This window comes from Tessaracoccus palaemonis, assembly GCF_019316905.1.
In the GTDB taxonomy this organism is placed as follows: domain Bacteria; phylum Actinomycetota; class Actinomycetes; order Propionibacteriales; family Propionibacteriaceae; genus Arachnia; species Arachnia palaemonis.
Map to the genome: position 1 here is coordinate 1603177 of NZ_CP079216.1, position 25433 is coordinate 1628609.

Annotated in this window: 22 protein-coding genes, 1 pseudogene and 1 riboswitch; of the genes and pseudogenes, 10 read left to right on the top strand and 13 right to left on the bottom strand. The window is 69.6% G+C overall.

Annotation, left to right across the window (positions count from 1 at the left end; genetic code table 11):
* Nucleotides 1-71: 71 nt before the first annotated feature.
* The 7 genes from KDB89_RS07190 to KDB89_RS07220 all read right to left on the bottom strand — a co-directional run bounded on the left by KDB89_RS07190 (nucleotide 72) and on the right by KDB89_RS07220 (nucleotide 8087).
* On the bottom strand, nucleotides 72-1931 hold the full coding sequence (locus tag KDB89_RS07190) for a hypothetical protein (protein ID WP_219079693.1): 1860 nt from the start codon (nucleotides 1929-1931) through the stop codon (nucleotides 72-74).
* A 332-nt stretch (nucleotides 1932-2263) separates the two neighbouring features.
* On the bottom strand, nucleotides 2264-3067 hold the full coding sequence (locus KDB89_RS07195; RefSeq protein ID WP_219079695.1) for an ABC transporter ATP-binding protein: 804 nt from the start codon (nucleotides 3065-3067) through the stop codon (nucleotides 2264-2266).
* Nucleotides 3064-4110, bottom strand: a complete 1047-nt coding sequence (locus KDB89_RS07200) for a FecCD family ABC transporter permease (protein ID WP_219079697.1) — start codon at nucleotides 4108-4110, stop codon at nucleotides 3064-3066. Before KDB89_RS07200 ends, KDB89_RS07195 begins: the two co-directional genes overlap by 4 nt.
* Nucleotides 4107-5114, bottom strand: coding sequence for a FecCD family ABC transporter permease (locus KDB89_RS07205; protein WP_255555823.1), 1008 nt, complete (start codon nucleotides 5112-5114; stop codon nucleotides 4107-4109). The genes KDB89_RS07200 and KDB89_RS07205 overlap by 4 nt, the downstream gene beginning before the upstream one ends.
* A 38-nt stretch (nucleotides 5115-5152) precedes the next feature.
* Complete coding sequence (locus KDB89_RS07210) at nucleotides 5153-6049, bottom strand: siderophore-interacting protein (RefSeq protein ID WP_219079700.1); 897 nt, start codon at nucleotides 6047-6049, stop codon at nucleotides 5153-5155.
* Nucleotides 6050-6092: 43 nt separating this feature from the next.
* Nucleotides 6093-7145 (bottom strand): iron-siderophore ABC transporter substrate-binding protein, encoded by a 1053-nt coding sequence (locus KDB89_RS07215; RefSeq protein ID WP_219079702.1) that lies wholly within the window; start codon nucleotides 7143-7145, stop codon nucleotides 6093-6095.
* Nucleotides 7146-7268: 123 nt separating this feature from the next.
* Nucleotides 7269-8087 carry a helix-turn-helix transcriptional regulator gene (locus tag KDB89_RS07220; protein WP_219079704.1) on the bottom strand — a complete coding sequence of 273 codons (819 nt, stop codon included), beginning with the start codon at nucleotides 8085-8087 and terminating at the stop codon, nucleotides 7269-7271.
* 125 nt (nucleotides 8088-8212) lie between these two features.
* On the opposite strand from KDB89_RS07220, the gene KDB89_RS07225 reads away from it, so the two are divergent.
* Nucleotides 8213-9874 (top strand): ABC transporter transmembrane domain-containing protein, encoded by a 1662-nt coding sequence (locus KDB89_RS07225; RefSeq protein WP_219079706.1) that lies wholly within the window; start codon nucleotides 8213-8215, stop codon nucleotides 9872-9874.
* Nucleotides 9871-11664: an ABC transporter ATP-binding protein gene (locus KDB89_RS07230; protein ID WP_219079708.1), complete on the top strand. Its 1794-nt coding sequence runs from the start codon at nucleotides 9871-9873 to the stop codon at nucleotides 11662-11664. Before KDB89_RS07225 ends, KDB89_RS07230 begins: the two co-directional genes overlap by 4 nt.
* Here the strand turns inward: KDB89_RS07230 and KDB89_RS07235 are convergent.
* A complete protein-coding gene (locus KDB89_RS07235) occupies nucleotides 11649-13079 on the bottom strand; it encodes a helix-turn-helix domain-containing protein (RefSeq protein WP_219079710.1) in 1431 nt (476 codons plus the stop codon). The genes KDB89_RS07230 and KDB89_RS07235 overlap by 16 nt on opposite strands.
* A 128-nt stretch (nucleotides 13080-13207) precedes the next feature.
* Between KDB89_RS07235 and KDB89_RS07240 the strand changes: the two genes are divergently transcribed.
* Nucleotides 13208-15019 carry a phosphoenolpyruvate carboxykinase (GTP) gene (locus KDB89_RS07240; RefSeq protein ID WP_219079712.1) on the top strand — a complete coding sequence of 604 codons (1812 nt, stop codon included), beginning with the start codon at nucleotides 13208-13210 and terminating at the stop codon, nucleotides 15017-15019.
* Nucleotides 15020-15067: 48 nt separating this feature from the next.
* On the opposite strand, the gene KDB89_RS07245 is transcribed toward KDB89_RS07240, so the two are convergent.
* Both KDB89_RS07245 and KDB89_RS07250 read right to left on the bottom strand, forming a co-directional pair.
* Nucleotides 15068-15901, bottom strand: coding sequence for a DUF3293 domain-containing protein (locus tag KDB89_RS07245; protein ID WP_219079714.1), 834 nt, complete (start codon nucleotides 15899-15901; stop codon nucleotides 15068-15070).
* A gap of 34 nt (nucleotides 15902-15935) precedes the next feature.
* Nucleotides 15936-16048: riboswitch (SAM riboswitch) on the bottom strand.
* A 58-nt stretch (nucleotides 16049-16106) separates the two neighbouring features.
* A complete protein-coding gene (locus tag KDB89_RS07250) occupies nucleotides 16107-16373 on the bottom strand; it encodes an acylphosphatase (protein ID WP_219079716.1) in 267 nt (88 codons plus the stop codon).
* Between the two features lie 318 nt (nucleotides 16374-16691).
* Here KDB89_RS07250 and KDB89_RS07255 point away from each other — a divergent pair, with 318 nt between their 5' ends.
* Nucleotides 16692-18152, top strand: coding sequence for an HNH endonuclease signature motif containing protein (locus KDB89_RS07255; RefSeq protein WP_219079718.1), 1461 nt, complete (start codon nucleotides 16692-16694; stop codon nucleotides 18150-18152).
* 501 nt (nucleotides 18153-18653) lie between these two features.
* On the opposite strand, the gene KDB89_RS07260 is transcribed toward KDB89_RS07255, so the two are convergent.
* The gene (locus KDB89_RS07260; RefSeq protein ID WP_219079720.1) at nucleotides 18654-19652 is read right to left on the bottom strand and encodes an NAD(P)/FAD-dependent oxidoreductase; all 999 of its coding nucleotides are present in this window, start codon (nucleotides 19650-19652) and stop codon (nucleotides 18654-18656) included.
* Between the two features lie 110 nt (nucleotides 19653-19762).
* On the opposite strand from KDB89_RS07260, the gene KDB89_RS07265 reads away from it, so the two are divergent.
* Together KDB89_RS07265 and KDB89_RS07270 are read left to right on the top strand one after the other, a co-directional pair.
* The gene (locus KDB89_RS07265; protein WP_255555824.1) at nucleotides 19763-20122 is read left to right on the top strand and encodes an iron chaperone; all 360 of its coding nucleotides are present in this window, start codon (nucleotides 19763-19765) and stop codon (nucleotides 20120-20122) included.
* 42 nt (nucleotides 20123-20164) lie between these two features.
* Complete coding sequence (locus KDB89_RS07270) at nucleotides 20165-20527, top strand: hypothetical protein (RefSeq protein ID WP_219079722.1); 363 nt, start codon at nucleotides 20165-20167, stop codon at nucleotides 20525-20527.
* 53 nt (nucleotides 20528-20580) lie between these two features.
* Here the strand turns inward: KDB89_RS07270 and KDB89_RS07275 are convergent, their stop codons facing one another.
* On the bottom strand, nucleotides 20581-21435 hold the full coding sequence (locus KDB89_RS07275) for an NAD-dependent epimerase/dehydratase family protein (RefSeq protein ID WP_219079724.1): 855 nt from the start codon (nucleotides 21433-21435) through the stop codon (nucleotides 20581-20583).
* A gap of 28 nt (nucleotides 21436-21463) precedes the next feature.
* Complete coding sequence (locus KDB89_RS07280) at nucleotides 21464-22201, bottom strand: NUDIX hydrolase (RefSeq protein WP_219079726.1); 738 nt, start codon at nucleotides 22199-22201, stop codon at nucleotides 21464-21466.
* Nucleotides 22202-22292: 91 nt separating this feature from the next.
* Here KDB89_RS07280 and KDB89_RS07285 point away from each other — a divergent pair, with 91 nt between their 5' ends.
* The 4 genes and pseudogenes from KDB89_RS07285 (at nucleotide 22293) to KDB89_RS14610 (ending at nucleotide 25416) form a co-directional block, all read left to right on the top strand.
* Nucleotides 22293-23759, top strand: coding sequence for an ADP-ribosylglycohydrolase family protein (locus KDB89_RS07285; RefSeq protein WP_219079728.1), 1467 nt, complete (start codon nucleotides 22293-22295; stop codon nucleotides 23757-23759).
* A gap of 38 nt (nucleotides 23760-23797) precedes the next feature.
* Complete coding sequence (locus KDB89_RS07290) at nucleotides 23798-24475, top strand: TY-Chap domain-containing protein (RefSeq protein WP_219079730.1); 678 nt, start codon at nucleotides 23798-23800, stop codon at nucleotides 24473-24475.
* A 105-nt stretch (nucleotides 24476-24580) separates the two neighbouring features.
* Nucleotides 24581-24799 (top strand): annotated as a pseudogene (locus KDB89_RS14745) (HAD hydrolase family protein); the annotation flags it as partial.
* A 20-nt stretch (nucleotides 24800-24819) separates the two neighbouring features.
* Complete coding sequence (locus KDB89_RS14610) at nucleotides 24820-25416, top strand: HAD hydrolase family protein (protein WP_255555825.1); 597 nt, start codon at nucleotides 24820-24822, stop codon at nucleotides 25414-25416.
* Nucleotides 25417-25433 lie beyond the last annotated feature (17 nt).

Consider the following 25433-nt stretch of genomic DNA (forward strand, 5'->3'; position numbering starts at 1 on the left):
CGTCCCTGACCGCGTCCTCGCAGGCGAAGGCACGCACAAGCAGACCTGCCACTCTGAAGCCGCAGCATGAGTCAGCGGGGCATGTGAATAGTGAATGGGATTCCGTGTTTGTCGAGTAGTTCGACGATGGCCTTTGTAGCTCCGATCGTGTTGGACTGAGCGCTCGCGAAGAAGTGCCAGTGGGCCGACTTGATCGCACCAGTGGCGATGAGGCATGCGTCAGACTCAATCTGGGCCCTGATTCCTGGGCTCATGGACAAGTAGCCGACCTTGGACTCGTGCGCCACGCCGTCGGCAAGGACGTCGATGCGTCTCACATGGCGATTGCTCAGCAGGCTGCAGGATGAGGTCGAGAACACCGTCTGGGTCGTCGTTCCTGTGCTGGTTGCGCCGTAGTGGTCAGCCAGGAAGACCTCTGCATCCTGCCCAGACTTGAAGAATCGCGCGTTGACCCCAGTGACGTGATTCACACTGCTCATCGCGTCGCTGACTGGCGTGAGACCAATCCTGCCCGTTGACAGCCTCACCAAGGTTCTGTTTGAGGAGCCCAGCTTCCTAAGCGTTGCCCATGCCACGGGCGACGCTTCCCGGAGAGCCGCGGTCCTCGTGGCATCGGGCAGCCACTTGAGTCCGAGAATCACGGCGCCAACTGCCGGCGCGAGTTCGGGGTGTCGGGCAACGAACTTTGCGACCTTTGTGGGAACTGCGGCGGCGTCTCCCGCGGCAGGGCCCAGTCCTACGAGCGAGAACCCTGTGCCGACCCAATCGTCGTGGATCGCGGAACCAACGGCATCACGGAGATCTGCGGCGCCACCGATCACCCAACCCACGCCTGGGATGAAGCTTGAGGCGCCGGATGCGAGGTTGCCGGCCAACCAGGCGATCGAGTTACCCTGTGAAAACTCCCCGAGGAACGCTCCTGCAGCAAACTCCTTGGCGTAGGTTGCTGGCTCGATCCTGATGTCGGGCCCGAAAGGGTCGAGACCCTGGCTCTCCCTGTTCGCCACCTCGAAACCGTCGCTGAAGCCATCCCCGTCCGTGTCCGCGAGATCTGGAGCCGTGCCCAGGATGTTGACTTCGACCTCGTCGTCGAGCTGGTCGCCATCGGAATCTGCCTCAAAGGCGTCAAGCGATAGGTCGGACTCTGCGGCATCACTCAGGCCGTCAGCGTCCGTGTCGGCGATGAGCGGATCAGAGAACGCGAGGTACTGAATGCCGTGTGGAATCACGTGAGTGGCTTCGCCTGCCTCCTGCCGGTCTGTCAGGCCGTCCTCATCCGAATCGGAGTCCGTGGGGTCAGTCAGGTAGAGTGTGCCTCGGGTACTGGTCCACCCCCGAGTCTCTGTCGCATCGGCCAGACCATCGCCGTCGGAGTCGGCCCTCAGGGGATTGGACACACCCTGGTAGTGGATGACCCCGTCAAGACTTGTGGCGGTGGGGCCGGCTTCGCCGCCATCGGTGAGACCGTCCAGGTCCGTGTCAGGGTTCGACGGATCCGTGCGGAACCAGGCGCCGTGCACCGTCAACCATCCACGTGCCTCGACGCCATCATCGAGCCCGTCGCTGTCAGTATCCGCGTCGACTGGATCTGAGAGGCCAGCAAAGACCACCGTCCCGGCGCCTGTCGAGACGACCGCACCGGCTTCCTCTCCGTCGCACAATCCATCGCCGTCGGTATCTGCGAGGCGTGGATCGGTGATGTGCTTGGCACCGTCAGCGGTCAGCCAGCCCGCCTTTTCGACTCGATCAGTCAAGCCGTCCGAATCGGAATCCCGGTCCGAGTTGTCCACAGACACGATGCCCGCAACAGCCAACAGTCCTACAGCCACGGTCGCGACGACGCCGAGGCGAAAGCAAGAGCGCTTTGAACGCTGGCTCCCGTTCGGAGTCTGCTGTTCGTCTTGTTTTTCGTTCCCTGTCCCCTCGGTCACACGCATAGCTTCCCAGAACTGTGCCCAGCAGTGTAGATAAGCCAGCAGTTCGAGACCGACATACTTCCCATGCGACGTGGACCGACTACTTATGGACACCAAGGACGCGGAACTCGCAGATGGGCCGCGGTCAAGTCACCTCGAAGTGGTGTAGCGGTTTCGTTCGTCAGGCGGCGTTCAGGTTTCGTTGACTGGACAGGTCCTTTCGCGACTCGGTTCTCACGCGGCGTCCCCAACTCGCGTCTTCCCGAGTGACGGATGTGCATCGCATCAACTTGACCGGCCGTTCACAATGAGCTTCCAGGTCCTGCTTTCAGGGGCTGCCCCATGGCCTACAGCCTCACCCGCGGAATCACCATCGGGGCGCCGGTCTCCGGGTCCGGGACGACCCGGCACGGCAGGTTGTACACCTCGTCGATCAGCGCCTCGGTGATGATCTCCGACGGCGGCCCCGCGGTCACGATGTCGCCGTCCTTCATGACGATGAGATGGGAGGCGAAGCGCGCCGCCTGGTTCAGATCGTGCAGCACGATGACGACGGTGCGGTCGAGGTCCCGACGCAGCACCTCGAAGAGCTCGAGCAGCCCGTACTGATGGGTGATGTCGAGGTACGTCGTCGGCTCGTCGAGGAGGAGCACGGGTGTCTGCTGCGCCAGGATCATCGCCACCCAGACCCGCTGCCGTTGTCCGCCGGAGAGCTCATCGACGAGGCGCCCGGAGAGGCCCGACACGCCGGTCGCCTCCATCGCCTCGGCGACGATGGCCTCGTCGACCCTGGACCAGCGGTCGAACACGCCCTGGTGCGGGTGCCTCCCGCGGGCGACCAGGTCGGCGACCCGGATCCCCTCCGGAGCGAGCGAGGTCTGCGGCAGCAGTCCCAGCCGGGTCGCGAGCGTACGCGTGGGGATCGTGGCGATCTCGTCGCCGTCGAGGAGGATGCTGCCCGACCGGTAGGGGAGGATGCGCGCGATCGACCGCAGCATCGTCGACTTGCCGCACGCGTTGGGTCCGATGATCGCGGTGTAGCTCCCGGTGGGCACCTCGAGGCTCAGGTCCTCGCAGACGATCCGTCGGTCATACCCAACGCGGACCCCGTCCAGCTGGATGGCGGGCGGCAGGGTTGCTGTGTGTGTCATGTTCTCTTTCGGTATTCGGCAGCCAGAAGCCAGACCAGATAAGCGCCCCCGACGCTCACCGTCACGATCCCCACCGGGAAGCCGAGCTGCGCAGCCAGGACGTCCGAGGCGAGCAGGAGGAACGCGCCCACCAGGGCGGAGGGGACGAGCTCGAGACCGCTGCCGCGGGTGAGCCGCCGGGCGACCTGCGGCGCCGCGAGGGCGATGAAGGAGATCGGTCCGGCGGCCGCCGTGACGAGGGCGGTCAGGGCGACGCCCATGATCACGGCCGTCGCCTGCACCCGGCGGGCGCGGACGCCGAGACCATGCGCCGCATCGTCGCCGAGCTCGAGCTGCCGCAGGCCGGGCGCGATGAAGGCGACGACCGGCAGCATCACCACCAGCAGGGCGACCATCGGCCAGAGCTGGGCATGGCTCAGGCCGTAGAGCGATCCTGCGGCCCACACGGCGGTGAGCATGGCCGCGTCGACGTCCGAGGAGATCATGAGGGCGGAGTTGAGGGATCCGAGCAGCGCGCCCACACCGATGCCCATGATGATCAGGCGGAAGGACCGGACGGTGCCGCGGCTGACTGACAGCAGGTACACGATGGCGGCCGTGACACAGCCGCCGACGACGGCCGCAGCGGCCCGATCCAGGTACCCGGTGGAACCGACCACCAGGGTCATGAGCACCACGCCGGTGTACGACCCCGTGGAGAAGCCGATGATGTCGGGGGATCCCAGCGGGTTGCGGGTGAGCGACTGGAAGATCGCCCCGGAGACGGCCAGCGCGACGCCGCAGGCGATCGCGAAGAGCGCGCGGGGGAGGCGCCAGGTGACCACCAGCAGCCGCGTCCGTGTGTCGTCGTCCGTGCCGAGCAGCGCCCCGACGACCTGCGCGGGCGACAGCGGATAGGTCCCGATCCCCAGTGAGGCGATTCCGAGACCGAGGATCAGGACGACGAGGATTCCGCAGACGACGATGCTGCGGACGCCGATGAGCCCCGAGACCGGGCCTCGGCGCAGGACGACGGCCCGGTAGCCGAGGTCGATGGCGCTCACAGGGCGCTCACCGAGCTGCGCCGGGCGAGCAGGATGAGCACGGGGGCGCCGATGGCTCCCGTCACAAGCCCGACCCGCAACTCCCCGCTGGGGAGGATCACACGTCCGAGGATGTCGGCGGCCAGCAGCAGGATGGGGGACAGCACCACCGTGAAGGCGATGATCCATCGCTGGTCGGGGCCGACGAACCACCGCACGGCGTGGGGAACCATCAGGCCGATGAAGCCGATCGGTCCCGCCAGCGCCGTCGCGGTGCCGGCCAGGAGGGTCACGGCGACCACCACCGTGACGCGGGTGCGGCCGGTCCTGACGCCGAGCGAGACGCCGAGGTCGTCACCCAGCGCAAGCGCGTTCAGCGGTCGGGCCACGTAGAGCGCCAGAACCAGTCCCACGACGATCAGCGGCGAGAAGTGGAGCACGACGTCGAGCGAGCGTCCGCCGATGGCTCCGACGCCCCAGAAGCGCATGTCGTCGAACGTCGCTCGATTCGAGAGGATGATCGCGCTCGTCATGCCACCGAGCACGGCGCTGAGCGCGACGCCCGCCATCGTGAGCTTGGCGGGCGTCGCGCCGCTCCCTCCGAGGGAGCCGAGGAGGTAGACGACGACGGTGATCGCGGCGGCACCTGCCAGAGCGAACCAGATGTAGGCCAGTGGAGCGGTGAACCCGAACAGCCCCGTCGCCACCGCCACCCCGAAGGTGGCCCCGGCGTTGACGCCCAGGATGCCGGGATCGGCGAGGGGATTGCGCGTATAGGCCTGGATCAGGGCCCCGCACACGCCGAGCGCCGGGCCGACGACCAGACCCACCACCGTGCGGGGCACGCGCAGCTCCCGGATCATGACGTGCTCGTCCTGCGTGATGTCGAACGCCGTGATCGCCGACCAGATCGTGCCCGGGGCGATGTCGCGCGCCCCGACCCCGATGCTGGCGACGACAGTGACGGCGAGGACAGCGATGGCGATCAGCAGCCCCAGCAGGCGCAGTCGCCCGACCGCTGCCACGCCGTCGGTCCTGCCGACCAGAGCAGTCACCGGAGCCGTCACAGCCCGGCGACCTCGTACATCCGCTGCACGTCGTCGAAGATCTCCTCCGGGTCGCGTTCCTCGTCCGACCACAGGGCGCGGATCCGGTCGCGGAACTCGGGCCCGAGCGCGTCGTACCGGGCGCGCCACGCCTCGGCGTCGTCCTGCCAGTAGGCGATGCACTTGTAGTGGCTCGCCGGCATCCCGAGCCCATGGCGGAGGAGCTTGCGGATCGACCGGCTCAGACGCCCCTCGGTCGCGACCCAGACGTAGGTGTTCTCGTCGATCGGCATGCGGCGCAACGCGTCCTCGAGCTGGCTCGGCGTGTGTCCGTTCCCGGTGCCGGACAGCCACTGGTACTGCACGTCTCCAGCCTCGGCGACGAGGCGGTGGTCCTCATCCCGCACCTCGAGCACGAGGGTCGCGGGCACGGTTCCGGCCGTCTGCTCCGCGATGCGGAGGGCCGCGGGCAGCCCTGGCTCATCCGCGACGAGGATCTGCCGCTTCGCGGCCTCGGGGCGCTCGTACAGCGCGTACGGGGGAGTGACGCCCAGGATCTGCCCCGGGCGGGCCTGGGTGGCCCACCGGGAGCCGACCCCGCCGGCATGGACGACGAAGTCGACCGTGATCTCGCCCGGCGCGTGTCGGCGCACCGTGTACACCCGCGCCTCGGACTGCTCCACCCCGTCCTCGAACTCCCACCCGCGACCGGAGACGACGGGCAAGCCGGGGAGTTCGTCGGGATCCGCGGGGAAGAACAGCCGCACGTACTCGTCGCCCACGCCCGTCGTCGGGAAGTCGCGCAGGTCGCCGCCCCCGAACACCACGCGGATCATTCCGGGGCTCAGGCGGTGCGCGGCGGTCACCTCCGCCCGGTGGATGCGGGGCTCGTAGTGCTCGGGCAGCGAGGTCATGGGGAAGTTCCTTTCAGGGCGGGGCGACGGTGCGGGATCCGGGTCAGCGGATGACGGATCCGCCCGCGACGGCGTTCGACAGGTCGTCGAGGAAGCCCTGCTCGAGCACCCACGGGATGCTCAGGACCGTCGGCGCACTGGTCGCCATGGCGAAGCCCTTGTCGTTCATGAAGTAGTAGTTGCCTCCGGCGATGGGCGCCCAGCGCGACACGAGCGGATCCTCCAGGGTGGCCTGCGTGCGACCGGATCCGCCCTCCCAGGCGACGAACACGTCGGCGTCGAGGGTATCGAGCTCCTCCAGGCTGACTCCGCCTGCAAACTCCTCCGCGTTCGCGGTCGCCGCCTCGAGGCTCGGGCTGTTGACGAGCCCGAAGCCGTGGAGGAACTGCACCCGGGGGTCATCCGAGACGTAGACGCCGAGCTCGGTCTCGCCCTCCCACAGGGTCACGCCGTAGATGAAGCTGGTTCCCTGCAGATCCGGATGCTCGGCCGCGGCGTCGGCGATGAGTTCCTCCGACTCTGCGACGAGTTCCTCGGCCCGCTCGGTCTCGCCCAGGGCGCGGCCGATGTCGCGGGTGAAGTCCTGCCACGGCGCGGAGAGCCAGGGGGTCGTGGCATACGGGACCGTCGGGGCGATCTCGCTCATGCGCTCGTACTGCACCTCGGTGATGCCGGAGTGGGGCGCCAGGATCAGGTCCGGCTCGAGGGCGAGGATCTGCTCGAGGTCGAACTCACCCTCACCGTCGACGCCGATGATCTCCGGAAGCTCGGCGCCCAGCTCGTCCGTGACGTAGTCGCTGAACCATTCCGAGTACCCGTTCTCACCCGCGTAGTTCGTCGGTACACCGACCGGAACGACTCCGAGCGCGGCCACCACGTCCTCCGTCATCCAGCCGAGGGTCACGACACGCTCAGGCTTGGACTCGATCGTGGTCTCGCCGTGGGCGTGATCGATGGTGACGGGGAAGGCTGCGTCAGACGACGCAGCGGCGACGCCCGTCGACGTGTCGGCCTGCTCGAAGGGGCTGCACGCTCCCAGCATCAGGGTGGCTCCGACGAGCAGTGCTGCGAGGCTGAGGGGATGTGGACGACGCATAGATGATCTTTCCGGGACGCGGCTCGACGGCCTGAGGTTAGGGTGACCTAACTGAGCGTAGAGAGGGATGCTGTCGGCTGGCCGACACATGCTGTCGCCGATCAGACACCGGCGACGTCAGGCTCAGGCGCGAGGCTGCTGGTAGTCCCTCGGCGTGCGTCCCATCGTCCGGCTGAAGGCGGCGCTGAAGGCGCTGAACGTCGAATAGCCGACGCGCCTGGCGACGATTCCGACCGGCTCGCCCGCGCCCAGGAGGTCGACCGCCGCGACCATGCGGACGCGGGTGCGCCACTGGGTGAAGGTCATGCCCGTCTCGGCGCGGAACGCCCGTGCGATGGTGCGTGCGCTCATGGACGTGTGCCAGGACCAGTCCTCCAGCGAGCGGTCGTCGGACGGATCCGCCATGATCGATGCGGCGAGGTCCCGGATCCGTGGATCGGCGGGGGAGGGGACCGTGACCGGCGGTCCGGCCTCGTCCGTGATCATCTCCAGGCAGACCTGCTGCGCGCGGAGCCTGCGGTCGCGCGGCATGCCGGTGTGGGCGAGGTGCAGAAGCATCTCGCGCAGCGCCGTGTTGACGGTGACGACCCGCGGCCGGCCCGCCTCAACCTCGGACGCGAGGGGGTGGATGTGGGTGCAGGAGACCAGCGCCGCGCTGCCGTCGGTCACCGCGTGCGGGGTGCCCGCGGGCAGCCAGGCACCCTCGCCCAGCGAGAGCGACCACAGCTCGTCCTCCACCGTGATCGTCGCCGCGCGGGATTCGGGCCACACCACGACATGCTCGCTGTGGCGATGCTGTGTGGTCGCACACCGATGTTCGAGGGTGGGGTGCCACCACACGCTCTCGCTCGTGGTGGTGAGCAGGTAGCCATCGGGTACGGCCCGTGCGCGGAGGACGGGATCCCGGTCGTCGATCCGCCGTTCGGTCACTGTCGCGGTCATTCACCCTCCATGTCGTTTCGGTAAGCCTTACCTTACTGTCGGTGGCTCCTCGGTCCACTTCGTTGTCCGGTTCGCGACACAATCGGTCTGACCGTCGCGGGCCGCGCGACCTAGGGTTGATCGTCATGAAGATCATCCCCGAGCCTTCCCCGGCGACCTCTGTCGGGTCGATGCTGTCGCTCGCGCTGACCCGGGGAGGCCGGGGCTGGCGCCTCGGACTCGCGACCTTCGGCTACATCCTGCATCAGGCCTGCGAGACGGCGATTCCGATCCTCATCGGCGTGATCGTCGACCTCGCCATCGTGCGCCATGACGCCGCGTCCCTGGTCATCTGGCTGGCGGTGCTGGGAGGCGTCTTCGTCGTACTCTCCCTGAGCTACCAGCTGGCGGCGTTGGCGATGGTGCGCGTGTACGGGCACGGGGAGCACGACCTCCGGCAGCTGGCGATCGGCAGGGTGCTCCACCCGCGGGGCCTCGCCGTACGCCGCGGGACCGGGGAGGTGCTGTCAATCGCCAGTTCGGACACCTACCGCGTCGCCGGCGTGGCGTGGAGCATCGCCCTCCAGGGGGCGACGGTGGCGTCGCTGCTGACGGCGGGCACAGCGCTGCTCGTGATCTCGGTCCCGCTCGGGGTCGGTGTGTTCGCCGGGGCCATCGCGGTCCTGCTCGGCATGCAGGCGCTCGCCCGGCCACTGGAACGGCTGGGTATGGCCGAGCAGACCTCGGGCGCGGCGGCGAGCGAGGTGGCGACCGACGTGATGTCGGGCCTGCGCATCGTGCGCGGCCTCGGCGCTGAGGACGAGGCGGTCCGGAGGTACCGGATAGCGTCGGCCGGCTCGCTGCGGGGCGCAGTCTCCGCGTCGCGGCACCTCCTCACGTACCAGGCGGTGAGCTCGGCGGTATCGGTGGTGTACCTGGGCGTTCTCACGTTCGCGGCCGCCTGGCTGGCGCTCCGCGGCGACATCACGCCTGGCCAGCTCGTGACCGTCGTCGCCCTTGCGCAGTTCCTCCAGGGGGCACTCGAACACATCGGCACCTTCGGCGGCAACTGGGCACACAAGCGGGCGTCATCGCGTCGCGTGCAGGCTCTTCTGACGGATCCGTTCCTGCTGCCGCAGGGCGGTCAGCCGTGTGCACCCGCAGACGCCGCGGCACTGACCTGGAGGACGGCGTCCGGCGTCGTCGAGACCGTGCCTGGCAGGCTGGTGGGCGTGCAGGTCGGCAGCGCGGCGATGGCGCGAACGGTGTCGGCCCGGCTGGGTCTGCGCGCTCTCCCGGACCCCGGGGAGGTCAGCGTGCACGGGGCCGACGCCCTTGCGGTCGGGCCGGAGCGCTACCGGCGGGTTGTGGCCGCGCCTCCACACGACGCCACACTGTTCACGGGCACGCTCCGAGAAAACGTCTCCGGCATCGCGGCCGAGCGCCGTTCGACCGCGTGGGACGAGGATGTGGTCCGCGCGGTCGCGCTCGACGACGTGCTCGAGCATGTCGGGTCCCCCGAAGCCGAGATCGGCGAGGGCGGGCGACGCCTCTCGGGCGGGCAACGCCAGCGGGTGCTGCTGGCGCGGGCCCTGCATGACCCGGCGGAGGTCGTGATCCTCGACGAGCCGACGTCCGCTCTGGATCCCTTGACCGAACTGCAGGTGGCGGAAGGGTTACGCCGACTCGGGCGCACGATCGTGGTCGTGAGTTCCAGCCGTCTGGTCCTGAACGCCTGTCACTACGTGTTCGACCTGACCCGTTCACCCCTGACCCCCGCCGAGCCGCTCACGGAGGTCGGACGATGACGATGGATATGGACACCGCGCAGGACGCGGCCGGGCTCCCGATCGCGGGCGGTCGCGAGTGCTGGGGGCACCTGAGGTCGCTCCTGAAGGTCCAGTGGCGCGCGCTCGCCGCGACTACGGTGCTGCTGCTGCTCGGCTCAGTCGCGGGCGTGCTCACCCCGATCCTCCTCGGCCGGATCGTGGATGCCGTCGTGGCCCGATCCGAACTCCGCGACGTCGCGATCCTCGCGGGCCTCGTGACCGGCGCCGGCATCGTCTCTGCCCTGTTGCTGCTTGCCGGGGGACGGCTGCTGGTCGCCTGCCTGCAGCGGGCGCTCGCCGAGCTCCGCGAGGAGGTGTTCGCCGCGGCGCTCGGCCTCGATCAGGGCGTGGTCGAGGACGCCGGCACGAGCGACGTCGTCTCGCGCGTCACCGGGGACGTCGAGGCGATCACGCAGTCGGTCTCGGGCGTGCTGCCGAGGTTCACGCAGGCGGCCTTCGTGATCGTCCTGACGCTCGTCGGCCTGACGGCCATCGACCCGTGGTTGGCTCTGGCCGCGCTCGCAGCGGTTCCGGTCCAGCTGTACGCGACCGTGCGGTTCCTGCGCCGATCCCGGCCCCTGTACCGGAGGCTACGCCGCGAGGAATCGACGCGGGGGCAGGCGATCATCGAGAGCGTGCGCGGGGCCGACACCGTGATCGCCGGCCGTGCCCACGGACCGCGTCTGGAGCTGATCTCCCGCCGCAGCCTCTCCGCAGTCGAGACCGGGCGCCAGACGACCAGCGCCCGCAACCGCTTCAACGGCGGCCTCAATCTGGGCGAGTTCCTCGGCCTGGCTGCGGTCCTCGCGGTGGGCTTCTGGCGCACGGGCGATGCGGGGCTGACCGTGGGCGCCGTCACCGCGGCCGCACTCTTCTTCCACCGGCTCTTCGCGCCGATCGGCGCTCTGCTGTCGAGCATCGACGACCTGCAGCGCGCCGCGGCCGGGCTCGGCCGCCTCGTCGGCGTGCTTCTCGCGCACCCCGGCACCCCGGTTCGCCAGGAGATCGCGGACGGCGGGATCAGCCTCAGATCGGTCTCCTACCGCTACCGCCCGAACGCCGCCGACGTCCTCGGCGGCATCGCGCTCGACATCCCGGCGGGATGCACGACCGTGCTGGTCGGCGCCTCGGGCTCGGGCAAGTCGACGCTCGCCCAGCTGATCGCCGGCGTACTCACGCCGCGCTCAGGTGAAGTCCTCGTCGGCGGCGTGCCCGCCGCCGAGGCCTGGCACGGGCGGCGACGGGCGGTGCTGCTCGTCACCCAGGACACACATCTATTCGCCGGTACCCTCGCCGACAACCTCCGGCTCGCCGCCCCTGCCGCAACCGACAGCGCGCTCTGGAGCGCCCTCGACGAGGTGGGGGCCGGCTGGGCCCGGGAGCTGCCCGGTGGCCTGGACACCGTGCTGGGACACGACCTGGATGACGGCCGCATTCAGGGGCTCGCCCTCGCCCGCGTGCTCCTGGCGGATCCGGCGGTCGTCGTGCTCGACGAGGCGACCGCGCACTCGGGCGCGGAGGGTGAGCTGGACGCGGCCGTGCAGGCCGTGGCCCGCGGGCGCACGGCGGTCATCGTCGCCCACCGCTTCGCGCAGGCGGAGGCGGCCGATCTCGTCGTGGTGCTGGAGCGCGGCCGCATCATCGAGCGCGGCACCCACGCCGAGCTGGTTCGGCAACCGGGCAACGCGTACGCCCGGCTCCACGCCGCGGCGAACCGCGGAGCCCCCCACGTGGACAGGTGCCTGTTCGAGGCTCAGTCCCCGGCGTGAGTCTCGAGGAACTCGTACAGCTCCCGGTCCTCGACGCCCGGGTAGGTACCGTGCGGCAGGGGAGCGAACAGGTGGCTGCGCACCCTGGGGGAGGCCCAGCCCTGTCCCTGCCAGTGCTCCATGAGCCCGTCCTGAGGCCGCCGGCAGCAGCTGGCGGCCGGGCACGTGGAACTCTCGCGCCGCTGCGACTCCCGACCCCGGAACCACTTCGACTCCGCGTAGGGGACGCCGAGCGTGATGGAGAAGTCCCCTGTCGTCCCGGTGCCGGTCTGCGTCGACTCGAAGAAGGTGCCCACAGGGGTGTCGGTGTACTGGTGGTGTTCGCTGGTGCGCGTCGTCCTGGCGAAGGCTCTCCTGGCGCTCCAGTACCGGCACACCATCTCGCCCTCCGTTGACCCGGTCGCGTCCTGCGGCAGGGGGAGGCCGTCGTTCTCGTACGCGGCCATCACGGCGCCGCCGCCGTCGACGCGCAGGTAGTGCAGCGTGATGCCGAGGTACTGGGTGGCGAGGTTGGTGAACCGCAGGGTCGCTGCCTCGTGGGTGACGCCGAACGTGTCACGGAAGTCCTCGATGGCGATGTTGCGGTCCTTCTTCGCCTGCTCCAGGAACTCCAACGAGGCGGCCCGGGGCATCAGGCAGGCCGCCGCGAAGTAGCTGACCTCGAGCCGCTGCCTGAGGAAGTCGGCGTAGTCGACGGGGGCCTGGTGTCCCAGGACCGTATTCGCCACCGCCTGCAGCGTGAGTGACCGCAGCCCGTGGCCGCCGGGAATCGAGACCGGCGGGATGTAGATGCGCCCATGTTCGCGGTCGACGACCGCGCGGGCGGAGTGGGGGAGGTCGCTGGTGTGCACGATGGTCAGCCCCACCCGCTTGGCGATCTCCGCGACGCTGCGGTGCGTGAGCGCGCCGGTGGTGTGCCGGACCCCGTTGGTGGTCTGCTCCGCAATCTCCTCGATCTCGGGCAGGTGATTGTTCTTCGCCCGCATCATGGCGTGGTGCTGCGTATTGGCGCGGCGTGCCTCCTCCGGCGTGGCGATCGACATGCGCGCCCGGCGGCCGAGCTCGCGGTGCAGCCCGACGATGGTGCTGAGGACCGCGTCGGACATGCCCCGTGACGGTCGGAGGACCGGCAGGCCGAGCTCCCGGTACGCAGGCGCGGCCTGGGCCCGCTCGAGTTCGATCTCCAACGCGGCACGCGGAGAGGGAGCCTCGCCCTCCAGGAGATCCGACGCCGCCACACCCAGCGCCGAGGCGAGCACCTCCAGCAGAGACAGGCGCGGCTCGCGTCGCCCGTTCTCGATCATGGAGAGCTGGCTGGGGGCCGTTCCTGTGATGTTCCCGAGTTCTTCAAGGGTCATGCCCGCCTTGACGCGGAAGTGCCTGATGCGGTGCCCGAGAGTGGAGAGATCTGTCACGGGATTCACAATATGTGAAGATTGGCTCTATTTCACCACGTTCATCTGGGATTCAGGTCGGATTAGTTCCTTATGGTGAAGACAACCCAGTTCTACAACGACGCGAACTATCCAGGTTGGAGAGACCCATGACCGCCATCGCCACATACACCGAGACCGCACCCGAGTACGCCGACAGCTCCGTGGTCGAGTGGGTGAACTCGATCGCCGAACTGACCGAACCCGACCGGATCGTCTGGTGCGACGGCTCACCCGAGGAGCGCCAGCGCCTCATCGACGAGTCCGTCGCCGCCGGCACGCTCATCAAGCTCAACCCCGAGAAGCGCCCCAACAGCTACCTGGCCCGCTCCAACCCCAGCGACGTCGCCCGCGTGGAGTCGCGGACGTTCATCTGCTCCGAGCACGAGGACGACGCCGGCCCCACGAACAACTGGGCGCCGCCGGCGGAGATGCGCGAGACGCTGGGCGGCCTGTTCCGCGGGGTGATGCGGGGCCGGACGATGTACGTCGTGCCGTTCTCCATGGGCCCCGTCGGGAGCCCGCTCGCCCGCCTGGGGGTCCAGGTCACCGATTCTCCATACGTCGTGATCAGTACCGGCATCATGACGCGGATGGGCGCCGCGGCGCTCGCCCAGATCGGACCGGACACCGAATGGGTGCCCGCCGTGCACACCGTCGGGGCGCCGCTGGCGCCGGGTGACGTCGACGTCGCCTGGCCCTGCAGCGACACCAAGTACATCGTGCACTACCCCGAGACGCTCGAGATCTGGTCCTACGGCTCCGCCTACGGGGGCAACGCGATCCTCGCGAAGAAGGGCTTCGCGCTCCGCATCGCCTCCAAGATCGGGGAGAAGGAGGGCTGGCTGGCGGCGCACATGCTGCTGCTCAAGGTGACCAACCCCGCCGGCCGGTCCTTCCACGTCGCCGCGGGCTTCCCGAGCGCGTGCGGAAAGACGAACTTCGCGATGCTACGGCCCTCGATGCCCGGCTGGAAGGTCGAGACGATCGGCGACGACATCGCCTGGATGGCCCCCGGTCCCGACGGCCGGTTGCGCGCCATCAACCCGGAGGCCGGCTTCTTCGGTGTGGCGCCTGGCACGGGCTACTCGACCAACCCCACCGCGATCGAGACGATCAAGGGCGACACCGTCTTCACCAACGTCGCCCTGACCGACGACGGCGACGTGTGGTGGGAGGGCCTCAAGGACGAGGCGCCCGCGCACCTGACCGACTGGCAGGGCCGCGACTGGACGCCCGACTCCGACGAGCCGGCCGCCCACCCCAACGCTCGCTTCACCGTCGCCGCGGACCTGTGCCCGAGCATCGCGGACACCTGGAGTGACCCGGCCGGCGTGCCGATCGACGCCATCATCTTCGGCGGCCGACGCGCGACCAATGTGCCGCTCGTGGCGCAGGCGCGGGACTGGGAGCACGGCGTCTACATCGGCGCCACGCTCGCCTCCGAGCGCACGGCCGCAGCCGAGGGCACGCTGGGCGAGCTGCGCCGCGACCCGTTCGCGATGCTGCCGTTCTCCGGCACCCACATGGCCGACCACTGGCAGCACTGGCTGAACGTGGGGGAGGGCCTGGGCGCCGCCGCGCCGCTGATGTTCCAGGTGAACTGGTTCCGACGCGGCGAGGACGGCCGCTTTCTGTGGCCGGGCTTCTCGGAGAACTCCCGCGCCCTGGCGTGGATCACCGAGCGCATCGAGGGGCGCGCCGAGGCGGAGGACTCGCTCTTCGGCCTCGTCCCCGTCGAGGGCGCGATCGACCACGTGGCCGCCGGCGTCAGCGACGAGGACTGGGAGGCGCTCTACGCGCTCGATCCCGAGGCGCTGAGCGCCGAGGCCGACGACACCGAGGTCTTCCTGGCCCGCATGGGCGCGAAGGTGCCGGCCGCCGTCTGGCGCCAGCACCAGCTGTTCACCGACGGCCTCTGAGAAGCCGCCGCAGCGTCGCGGCGATCCGGTCCGCCCCGGGTATGGAGATCACTCCTCTCCTCGCACCACCCGGGGCGGACCCCACTGCCACCCGCCTTCGCGCGACGGGGTGAAGTGCTCGGAGGCGTCCGGTCCCTCAGGACCCTCGCCGTGGCACACGTCGCAGCCGAAGGCGTCCAGGAGCAGGGAGCGGTGCAGCCTCCACGCGAGTAGTGCCTCCCGGGAGCCGCTGGTCCACCCGCCGCCGTGGGTCTTGCACACCCCGTCGGCACCGCGCCGCAGCGGGCAGCCCGTGAGCGCCGGGACCAGCGCGACGGGGGTGGGCGTCGGGTCGCCGACGTCGACGCCCGCGATGGTGGGGATCGCGACCAGGCCGCGCTCATCCCAGCGCAGCACCACCGCCTGCCCGTGGTACGCGGCCTGATCCGCCACCTCGTCCTCCGGTACACCGCGGATGAGGGCACCGGCCTCGACCCAGCCGCGGTCCGGAGACGTCGCGACGGTCGGGCACCACATCCACTCGTTGAGATCCAGGAACCACCTGAGCGCGCGCACTGTGGCGTCGTCGTCCGCCGGGGTCGTCAGGCGTCCGGCCGCGTGCGTCCCGGCGACGATGAACGCCTCCCGGCATTCGGGGCCGAGCAGGTCGGACGGCGCGGCGGAGATGGACGCCGCGGCCGGCACAAGGTCGACTGCGGGTGCCGAGGACCCCGCGGGCCAGACCCGCACGACGTTCGAGCGGTACGAGTCGGTGACGCTCTCACCATGCGGCCGGCGGAGGATCCCGTCCGTCCGGGCGCGGCTCCGTGCAGGGATGTAGGGGCTGGGGATCTGGTCGTCGGGGAACGCACCCTGTCCGGGGCGGAGCGGCAGTCTGGTCATGGAGGTGTCTCCTCGTCTCCGAGCCTCGTCGGGACGAGGCCGCTTGACCTCAGCTGTCTGCCGGGGCCGGGTCTTCCTCGGGAAGCACCGGAGCGGCCCCGGTTGCTGCGCGACCACCCCGAGGAGTTGGGGCCGCGACTCTTGACCTGCAGATAACTATGCCGGCCCTCTCCGACAATCCTGCGGATGTGGGCGAAAGCCCGGTTCAGCCGACGGTGAATCCGCTCCCGCCCGTCGGCGCGATCTCCCTCACCTCGACGCCCGTCACGCGTGCGTAGTCCGGCCCTTCCCAGCACCAGCTGACCATGGAATCGACTTCTTCGGCGCGCCCCTCGAATTCCGCCCGCACAGTGCCGTCGGGCTCGTTGCGCACCCACCCGGCGAGGCCCAGTCGCTGTGCCTCGTTGCGGCAGCTGTACCGGTAGCCGACCCCCTGCACCCGGCCGCGGACGACGACCTCGACGCGCCTCATGCGGCACCCACATCCCTAGAGCCCGACGCCACCGAAGAATGCTCCATGCAGACATCGTCGGTCCCCAGCGCCGACGAGGCAACCACGGTGTGCTCTGGCCGGACGCGACCCGCGTCTGCAGCTGAGCTGGTGGAGGAGGCCGAGTCGGGTAGGTGGCTCGCTGGGCTCCGGCGTCTCGCCGGCCGTTGGAGTCGGGGCACCACCCCCCCGGGATCCATCCAGGGTCCGTCGGAGCAACTTCGTTCGCTGTGGGTGAACGAGCCTTGAATCGAACGGGTTTGTTCGAAAACTGTCGGTGGGGGTCCGTAGCCTCGTGATATGGGGGATGAGCAGCTGTCGACTGGCGCGGCGTTGGCCGCGATCGCCAGCGCGCTCTCGTCCATCGACCATTCCCAGCGCACCGGGATCGAACACCGGGAACGGCTGGATCTGCTGCGTCAGGTGCGACGGGCGAAGGATCGCCTTGCCGGCTTGGAGGCCTGCCTGATCTCCGAGGCCGAGAGCAGCGGATCCGCAGAGGCGGTGAGCGGGACTCAGCTGTCGAGCCTGCTCGGCCGGGAGGAGCATCTCGACAGGCGGGTGACGCAGCGCGCGATCTCCGAGGCGGGACGGATGACGAGCCACCAGGAGGTCGCGCGGCGGGTGGTGGAGGGTCAGCTGTCTCCGGGGCATGCGATCGGAATCGGAGAGGCGCTGGGAGGGCTGCCCGGTGTGCTGACCGACGAGCAGCGCGCCAGCGCCCGCGAGTTCCTCATCGAGAAGGCGCGCACGGCCACCCCGCGTGAGGTGGCCGACAGCCACGACGAGGTCCTGCAGGCCGTGGCCCCGGAGCTGCTACCCACCGCTGCGCAGCTCGATGCGCAGTTGCGTAGGCGGCGTGAGCGGGCACTGCAGCGTCGCCACCTCGTCTACGGGCCCGATCCCGAGCATCCCGGTTCCTGGTACTTCAAGGGGTCGTTGCCTGTGCTCGAGGCGGAGATCGTTGTCGGGGCCATCACCGCCCAGGTCAACGACCAGAAGCGGGCGGAGCGTCGCCAGCGTCACCGTGACCTGACTCCCACCTGGCAGCAGCGTCAGGCCGACGCGCTGGTCGCGGTCGTGGCGGGGAAGATCCCCGCAGTGGTGCGGGACGATGATTCGCCGGTGTCGGTCGAGGCGGCCCACGCCCAGCCGGAGAGTGGCGTGCCCGGCACCGGATCGTCCGGAGAGGGGCTGCAGCCGACGTTCGTGCCCGGCGGTGCGGCGCCCCGGCCAGCGTCCGCGCCAGCTGGTTCGGCGCTGCGGCCGACGCCTGCGCCGTCCGGCGCGGCGACCCGGCCGACGCTCGTGGTGACCGTCAGCTACGAGGACCTGCTGAACGCGTCCTACGCGGGTGGTGTCCTGGCGTCCGGTCAGCGGATTCCCGCGGGCGAGCTGCGACGGATCGCCTGCGACGCCGAGGTGATCCCGGTCGTGCTGGGTGGACGCTCCGAGATCCTCGACCTGGGCCGGTCTGAGCGGTGGGTCACACCGTCGCTCCGACAGGCGCTCGCGATCCGCGACGGGGGATGCATCCTCCCCGGCTGCGAGGCGAGCGCCGTCGAGTGCGAAGCCCACCACATCGTTCCGTGGTGGGCCGGCGGATCGACATCGTTGGAGAATCTGGCGCTGGTGTGCCCGTTCCACCACGCCAAGTTGGAGCCCACCCGGACCGACGGCATCGAAAGCCGCGACGGCTGGCGCATCATCATCGACCCCGCCACCCGACGACCTGTCGTCGTGGAACCCGACACCGGCTGACCGCCCCACTGATCCTGGGTCGCCGAGCACATCGACGAGCTCAGCACATGCTTGTCGAGGTGCCTCGAGCGGAGCGAGAGGTCGGACCGGCTTCGGACTTCCCCGGCTGCGTTCAGGGCGTTTCGGCAGTCTGCGGACCAAGTGCTGGCTTGGCGAGAGCGGGCTTTCAGCTTGTGGAGAGGTGTCTGGCGCGTCGTCGTGGTGCGCAACTGTGGCCTGGCCCACATCACGCGGCCCATTTCCGTATGCCGCGCTCGGCCACTGTAGTGCGGGGCGGGGTGGGTCCCTTCGCTGCGCTCAGGGCGCTTCGACAGGCTCAGCGATCCGGTTCGCGGGTCCCTTCGTCAGGCTCAGTCCGGGTCACCGAACACTTCGACAAGCTCAGCACAAGCACTTCGACAAGCTCAGCACAAGCACTTCGACACGCTCAGCACATTCTTCTCGGGGTGTACCTCGAACGGAGCGAGGGGTCTGCCCGGGGAGGACTTCCCTTCGCTGCGCTCAGGGCGTTTCGACAGGGCCTGTGCTGAGCCTGTCGAAGTGCTCAACGACCCGACCCGCGACGGCGAGGTCGAAGTCGTCCTCGACGAGCCAGCCGTTGACCGCGCCGCCCGTGAAGGACGCCGCTCCCATGACCATGGGGACGTTCGCGCCGGGGGCGACCACGTTGCCCACGGCCCAGATGCGGGGGTGGCTCGTCCTGCCGGTGGCGTCCACGGCTATGGTCATCTCGGCGCCGGGCATGGGCTCGGCCCTGGCCAGGTCGAGACCGTCCAGGACCCCGTCGTGGGGACGCGGCGGAGCGGCGGTGAAGAGCGCGCTCACCGCCGTGGTCCGGCCGTCGGCCGTGCGGACGCCGGTGAGGGCGTCGTCGGCGACGACGATCCCGGTCACCGGGCTGTCGATCACCTCGATGCCACGAGCGGCCAGCCGCTGCCGGTCGGCCGGTCCGAGGGGCCCAGCCCCCGCCGCGAAATACACGAGATCGTCGGTCCACTGGCGCACCATGCGGACCTGATGCAGGCTCATCGGGGAGGTCGCGAGGACCCCGATTCGCTGGCCGCGGACCTCCCAGCCGTGGCAGTAGGGGCAGTGCAGCACGTCCATTCCCCACCGGTCCGCGGGCCCCGGCACCTCGGGCAGCACGTCCGTGAGGCCGGTCGCGACGATGAGCGTGCGGGCCCGGAGCTCCTGGCCTGTATGGGTGGTCACCGTCACCCCGTCCGGGCCGTCCCCGACCGTTGCCACAACGCCGTCGAGGAACCGGACCCCGTACGCGGCGACCTCCTCCCGGCCCGCTCGGACCAGGTCGAGGGGTGAGCGGCCGTCGTGGCCGAGGACGCCGTGCATGTGAGCGGCGAACCGGTTGCGCGGGCTGCCTGCGTCGATCACCAGGACGTGCCGACCCGCGCGACCAAGCATCATGGCCGCGGACAGACCGGCCGCCCCGCCTCCGACGACGATCGAGTCCCACACGGCTGACGAGTGTTGCGTATCCATGCGGTCATCGTCGGTCCTGCCGGCTCAGCAGACAATGATTCTTGCTGAACGGGCAAGTCGCCGTCGGCGCGAAGGACGTCGGGCGCCGGCGGTCTGGGAGGATGGCGGGCGTGGCACAGGTCTCATTAGCGCACGACGAGTACATCGAACGCGCCCCGGAGCGGTTCAGGCCGATTCTTCGGGAGTTGCACGGCCGCGTCGCGGACGCCCTCCCGGAGGCCGACGAGGTCATGGGATATGGCATGCCGGGCTTCAGCATCGCCGGGGTCACCGTCGTCGGATACGCCGCCTTCAGCAGGCATTGCGGCCTCTACCTGCCCACCGAGGCCATCACCGAGCAGGCCGAGGCCCTGACGGCGGCCGGACTGAAGTGCTCCAAGACGGGCGTCACGTTCACCGTCGCCCGGCCGATCCCGGATGACCTCCTGAATCGGCTGCTGCAGTCCGCCAGGCACCACCTCGGCGTGTAGCGGCGGCACCGTGGGCCCGAAGGGGTGGTTAGAGTCGCCTGCATGCCCCGTCCACTCACAAGCGAAGAACGACTGGTCCTCGTGTCCATGATCGATCGCGCGGAGCCGTTCGACGGGGAGGCCCGGACCAACGCAGCCGCCCGCCATGCCTGGCGGGCCCAGGTCGCCGGCCTCGTCGTCGACTCCATGTGTGGATGCGGAGTGTGCCCCAGCGTCTCCTTATCCAGCACTGCCCAACCAGCCGTCGGCTCCGGTGATGAGCGCGTGATCCTAGGCGCCGGCCTCAGCGACGCGCTGGTCCTTCTGCTCATCGATGACGGCACCCCGAGCTACCTGGAACTCGCCCCACGCAGTGACGGCACCAGCTACACGGTGTTTCCTGACGCAACCCTGTTGGAGTTCTAGTCCGACCAGACCCGTCCGGCGGAGCCGGCAGCGGTAGTGAATCGCGACCGCCGCTAGACCTCGTCGCGCCAGGTGTGTTGCGGCTCGTAGCCGAGCAGGCGGCGGGCCTTGTCGATGCCGAGCAGGGTCTGGGTTCCCTCGACGGCGCGCAGGGGCACGTTCGGGAACACCTTCGACATCAGGTCAGCGCTGCTCTCCTCCATGACGGTGTCGGCGTTGGCGATGATGAACGCCTCGAAGCCGGGCAGCTCGGTCTCCAGCGCGCGCTGTACCGCCTGGGCGCCGTCGCGCGCGTCGATGTAGCCCCAGAGGTTCCAGCGGCGCACCTGCGGGTCGTCCTGCCAGGTCGGGAATGCCGCATAGTCGTGGGGCTCCATGACGTTGGAGAACCTGAGCCCGATGATGGACAGCTCCGGGTCCCAGCGGGCGAAGTGACGCGCCATCTCCTCCTCGACAGCCTTGCCCATCGAGTAGGTGGAGTTCGGACGGACGGGGTACTCCTCGTCGACGGGGGCGTACGGCGGCTCCTCGTCGAAGGGCAGGCCGAGCACTGTCTCGCTGGACGCCCACACGACCTTCTTCACGCCGGCCACGCGCGCCGCCTGGAAGATGTTGAAGGTGGCGGGGACGTTGTTGTGGAACGTCGCCGTGTTGGTCACCAGTCCGGGAGCGGGCACCGCGGCGAGGTGCACCACCGCGTCGACGCGGCCGCCCCTCTCATCGACGCCGGTCACCAGGTCGAACACCTGGGCCGCGTCGGTGAGGTCGGCCAGCACGAAGGTGCCCGGCGCACCGGGGGCGGGCGCGGTGCGGTCGGTCGCGAGGACGTCGTATCCCTCGCTGACAAGGTGCCGGACGACGGCCCTGCCGAGCTTTCCGCTGCTGCCTGTGACGAGTACGCGTGTCATGCGGGCAACCCTAGCAACGCACTGGGAGTCACTCTCCTCCTCGCGAGGACCGCCGGAACGGGGGATCGATCGGCACGAGGCCGTGTTCGTCGCGGTGGGACGGGGGCTTGCGGGTGAAGAGGGCCGCCGGCCGGCCCCGCCCGCCCGCGGGACGGACGGACTCGTTCTCCACGCGGTCGAAGATTCCTGTCATCTTGCGCTGGAAGTTGCCCGGATCGAGATCCTCGCCCCAGACGGTCTCGTAGATCTCCCGGACCGCGGCGATGGTGAAGCGGGGCCCCAGGAACGTCGCGGCGATGTCGGTGTACTCCAGCCTGGCCCTGGCGCGCTCGACGCCGTCGCGAAGGATGACGTTGTGGTCGAACGCCAATGGCGCGTCGAGGGCCTCGATGACGGGATACCAGGCCGCGCTCGCGGCGTCGGTTCCTGCCCGCAGTTCGCGTGCGACGGGACCGAGGGCGAGCCAGGCGACCGTCACGACCTCCTGGCGGGGGTCCCGGCCGCGCGTCCAGTAGGTCTTCAGCTGCTCGAGGTGCACCTCGTCCGCCCGGATACCCGTCTCCTCGTTGAGCTCCCGCAGCGCTGTCTGTTCGAGGTTGTCGTCGAGGCCGTGCCTGCTGATGAAGCCGCCGGGGAGCGCCAGGCAACCGCGGAAGGGGTCGCCCTTCCGCTCGACGAGGGCCACGCGGAGCTGATTGTCCTGGATCGTGAGGATCACCAGGTCGGCGGTGACGCCGAACGGAGGGAAGTCTGGGGAGCTGGTCACAGGATCAGTCTAATAGTCGGGTTGACAAGAACGCCAGTCCGGTGACACTGTTGTCCCAGCGACAATAACCATTGACTGAGCGGAGACCGACATGGACAAGACCCTCGACCACCGAACCCCCGGACAGTCGGATCGAGCCGCAGGCGTGCTGCTGGCGGCGGCAGTCGGCGACGCTCTCGGGGTCCCGTACGAGTTCGCGCCGAGGATCGACCACGCGCCGGAGATGATCGGCGGCGGGCTCGGCCCCTATGCGCCGGGGGAGAACTCCGACGACACGCAGATGGCGGTCTGCGTCGCCGAGGTGGCCGCCACCGGCGCCGACCTGACCACCGCGGATGCCCTCGACGCCATCGCCGACCGCTTCCTCGCCTGGCGGAGCCACGGCGCGACCGACATCGGCATCACCACGAGCGCCGCCCTCCGCGGGGTGACGCCCGGCCGCGGCTCGGCCCAGCGGCTGACCGACAACGCCGCCAGGGTCCTGAAGATGACTGGGAGCGCCGCGGGGAACGGCGGCCTCATGCGCACCGGAGTCATCGCGCTGACGGCGCTCGACGACCGTGGGAAGGTCGCGGAGGCCAGCCGGGCCGTGTGCGCCCTCACGCACGCCGACCCGCTTGCGGCCGAGTCCTGCATCCTGTGGAGCGAGGCCATCCGCGTGGCCGTCACCGAGGCGCGCTTCGACCTCGTCGGAGGGCTCGATCTCCTCCCCGAGGAGAGCCGGTCGCGCTGGGCGACGTGGATCGACGAAGCGACCGGGGCCGACCCTGCCTCCTTCGGCCGCAACGGCTTCACCGTCACGGCCCTGCAGGCCGCCTGGGCGGCGATCACCTCGACGCTGGAGGTGCCCCGCACGTTCCCCTGCGACCATCTGCGCGACGGCCTGTTCGCCGCGGTCCAGGCCGGCCACGACACCGACACCGTCGCGGCCATCGCCGGCTCGCTGCTCGGCGCCCGTTGGGGCGCGTCAGCGGTCCCGGCCCGCTACCGGCGGCTCGTGAACGGCTGGCCCGGCGTCGAGGCCGCCGACCTGGTCCGCCTGGCTGTGCTCGCCGCCCGCGGCGGGAAGCCGTCGCGGTCCGGCTGGCCGACGGCGCCCGACCACGCCTACAGCGGATGGTCGGCCCCGATGGCGGTGCCGCACCCGTTCGACTCCGGGGTGCTGCTCGGCACCGTCAACACGCCGGACCACGGCTGCGACGCCGTCGTCAGCCTGTGCCGCCGAGGAGCCGTACGCCAGCAGGGGATCGCCCGCGAGAACCAGATCGATGTGTGGCTCGTCGACGACGGGGATCCGGCCTTCGACCCGAACCTCGACTTCGTCCTGGACGACGCCGCAAGGGCAGTGGAGGAGTTGCGCGCAGAGGGAAAGACCGTCTTCGTGCACTGCGTCGCCGCCCAGCACCGCACGCCGGCCGTCGCCGTCGCCTACAGCCGCCTGCTGGGCCACGGCCCCCAGGATGACCCGGCCATCGAGAGGGCCGTGGGCAGCGAGCGCAACGGTCTGCTGTGGAACACCGCCTTCAAGATCCTGCCCGCGCAGGGCCCCTGTCGCTGAACCAGCCCTAAAACCCACAGTCAACCATTGGAGGAATCATGGACAAGAACGCACTGACTGTCACATGGATCAAGCAGAAGCTCGGCGCGCTGAAGGGGACCGAGGGCTCCTTCTCGGACGATGCAGGGCCTGACTACTACGTCCAGGCTGCCGCCGATGGCCCCCTGGTACTGGTCGAGATCTCAACCGATGAGTACGCGTCAAGTGGGCGGAAGCTGCCCGCGGGCAGCGCCGAAGCGATGGTCGCCCTAGGCTTCAACCGGCCCACCGACTCCCGTCCCAACTGGTGGATCCTCATCGACGACGGAGGCGATGAGGAGTTCGCCGCCGCAGCCCGAGCCGTGCTGACTGCGCTCACCCGCGTCTATGGCCTCAGCATCGAGGAGATCTGCAGCGGTATGCGCCTGCCCACCAGACGGTCGGAATCGAGCGCGGCGGTCAGGCCGTCCCAGCCTGCCCGGGCGACCACGATGATCGGCATGATCAACATCGACAAGCTGAACAACTGGCTCGAAGCCAAGCCCGTCGACTGGGACGGCGACGAGCACGTGGAGCACTTCGCCGCTGACGACATCGTCTGGCGCAACAGCGAGGTCTGGACGGTCAGCAAGGATCTGTACCAGATCACCTGCGACACGAAAGTCGGTGTGATCGAGGTCGAATGGCCTCACCACAACGTGCTCGACACGCTCGACATGGCGAAGTTCCCCAGATGACGCCGGCGACGGAGGCTCGGCTTTCCCCTGCGGCGCTGCGGAACCGGCGGCAACGGCGGCTGCCGATGCCGTGACAAATCGTGAGCGTTCATGAACAGGAGTCCGATGGAACCGCGCGCTGTCTTCCTCGACGTCGACGGGACCGTCGTGGCCGAAGGAGACCACGTCCCGGACTCGACGCTGGAGGCGCTGCGGGTGGCCCGGCGCAACGGGCACCGGCTGTTCCTGGCGTCCGGCAGGACCCGCACCGAGATCCACGACTTCCTCGATGACCTCGGGTTCGAGGGCTTCATCTGCGCGGGCGGTGCATTCGCCGAGGTCGACGGTGAACTCGTTCTCTCCCGATGGCGCCCGAACTGGTCGACCACATCGACGAGATCCTCACCCGGCTCGGCATCGAGTTCTACCTGCAGTCCTTCGACCACGTGCAGGCCAGCCCCGGCTTCCACGACGGCCTCGCCCGGCTCGTCGCCGCCGCGGCCGACCGGGGACCTGCCATCTCTCCTGCGGAGTTCATGGCCAGCGACTTCGCCCGGAACCTCGTCTACCGAGGCCCGTTCGAGCGCGATGGCGTCGGGAAAGCGACATTCGTCGGCTTCGGAGACACGTCGATGTCTGAGGTGAGGGCTGCCTTCGCGGGGGACCTGGATGTCATCGCCGGCACCGTACCGCTCTTCGGTGATCTCTCCGGCGAGCTGTGTCAGCCGGGCGTCAACAAGGCCACCGCGATCGCGGCGGTGATCGACCACCTGGGCATCGACCGCGGGGCGACGATCGGCATCGGCGACGGCTCCAACGACCTCGAGATGCTCGACTACTGCGCCGTCGGCGTCGCGATGGGCAACGCATCCCCGGCCGCGAAGTCGGCGGCAGACGAGACCACGAGCACCATCCTCGACGACGGCATCTGGAACGCGTTCAGGTCCCAGGGCCTCATCTGACAGGGCCTACAGCGCAG

Bases quoted from the DNA above. Each gene is read 5' to 3' on its own strand.
- KDB89_RS07195 (WP_219079695.1), bottom strand. From the start codon at position 3,067: ATGACACACACAGCAACCCTGCCGCCCGCCATCCAGCTGGACGGGGTC.
- KDB89_RS07210 (WP_219079700.1), bottom strand. From the start codon at position 6,049: ATGACCTCGCTGCCCGAGCACTACGAGCCCCGCATCCACCGGGCGGAG.
- KDB89_RS07215 (WP_219079702.1), bottom strand. From the start codon at position 7,145: ATGCGTCGTCCACATCCCCTCAGCCTCGCAGCACTGCTCGTCGGAGCC.
- KDB89_RS07220 (WP_219079704.1), bottom strand. From the start codon at position 8,087: ATGACCGCGACAGTGACCGAACGGCGGATCGACGACCGGGATCCCGTC.
- KDB89_RS07225 (WP_219079706.1), top strand. From the start codon at position 8,213: ATGAAGATCATCCCCGAGCCTTCCCCGGCGACCTCTGTCGGGTCGATG.
- KDB89_RS07230 (WP_219079708.1), top strand. From the start codon at position 9,871: ATGACGATGGATATGGACACCGCGCAGGACGCGGCCGGGCTCCCGATC.
- KDB89_RS07240 (WP_219079712.1), top strand. From the start codon at position 13,208: ATGACCGCCATCGCCACATACACCGAGACCGCACCCGAGTACGCCGAC.
- KDB89_RS07245 (WP_219079714.1), bottom strand. From the start codon at position 15,901: ATGACCAGACTGCCGCTCCGCCCCGGACAGGGTGCGTTCCCCGACGAC.
- KDB89_RS07250 (WP_219079716.1), bottom strand. From the start codon at position 16,373: ATGAGGCGCGTCGAGGTCGTCGTCCGCGGCCGGGTGCAGGGGGTCGGC.
- KDB89_RS07255 (WP_219079718.1), top strand. From the start codon at position 16,692: ATGGGGGATGAGCAGCTGTCGACTGGCGCGGCGTTGGCCGCGATCGCC.
- KDB89_RS07260 (WP_219079720.1), bottom strand. From the start codon at position 19,652: ATGGATACGCAACACTCGTCAGCCGTGTGGGACTCGATCGTCGTCGGA.
- KDB89_RS07270 (WP_219079722.1), top strand. From the start codon at position 20,165: ATGCCCCGTCCACTCACAAGCGAAGAACGACTGGTCCTCGTGTCCATG.
- KDB89_RS07275 (WP_219079724.1), bottom strand. From the start codon at position 21,435: ATGACACGCGTACTCGTCACAGGCAGCAGCGGAAAGCTCGGCAGGGCC.
- KDB89_RS07285 (WP_219079728.1), top strand. From the start codon at position 22,293: ATGGACAAGACCCTCGACCACCGAACCCCCGGACAGTCGGATCGAGCC.
- KDB89_RS07290 (WP_219079730.1), top strand. From the start codon at position 23,798: ATGGACAAGAACGCACTGACTGTCACATGGATCAAGCAGAAGCTCGGC.
- KDB89_RS14610 (WP_255555825.1), top strand. From the start codon at position 24,820: ATGGCGCCCGAACTGGTCGACCACATCGACGAGATCCTCACCCGGCTC.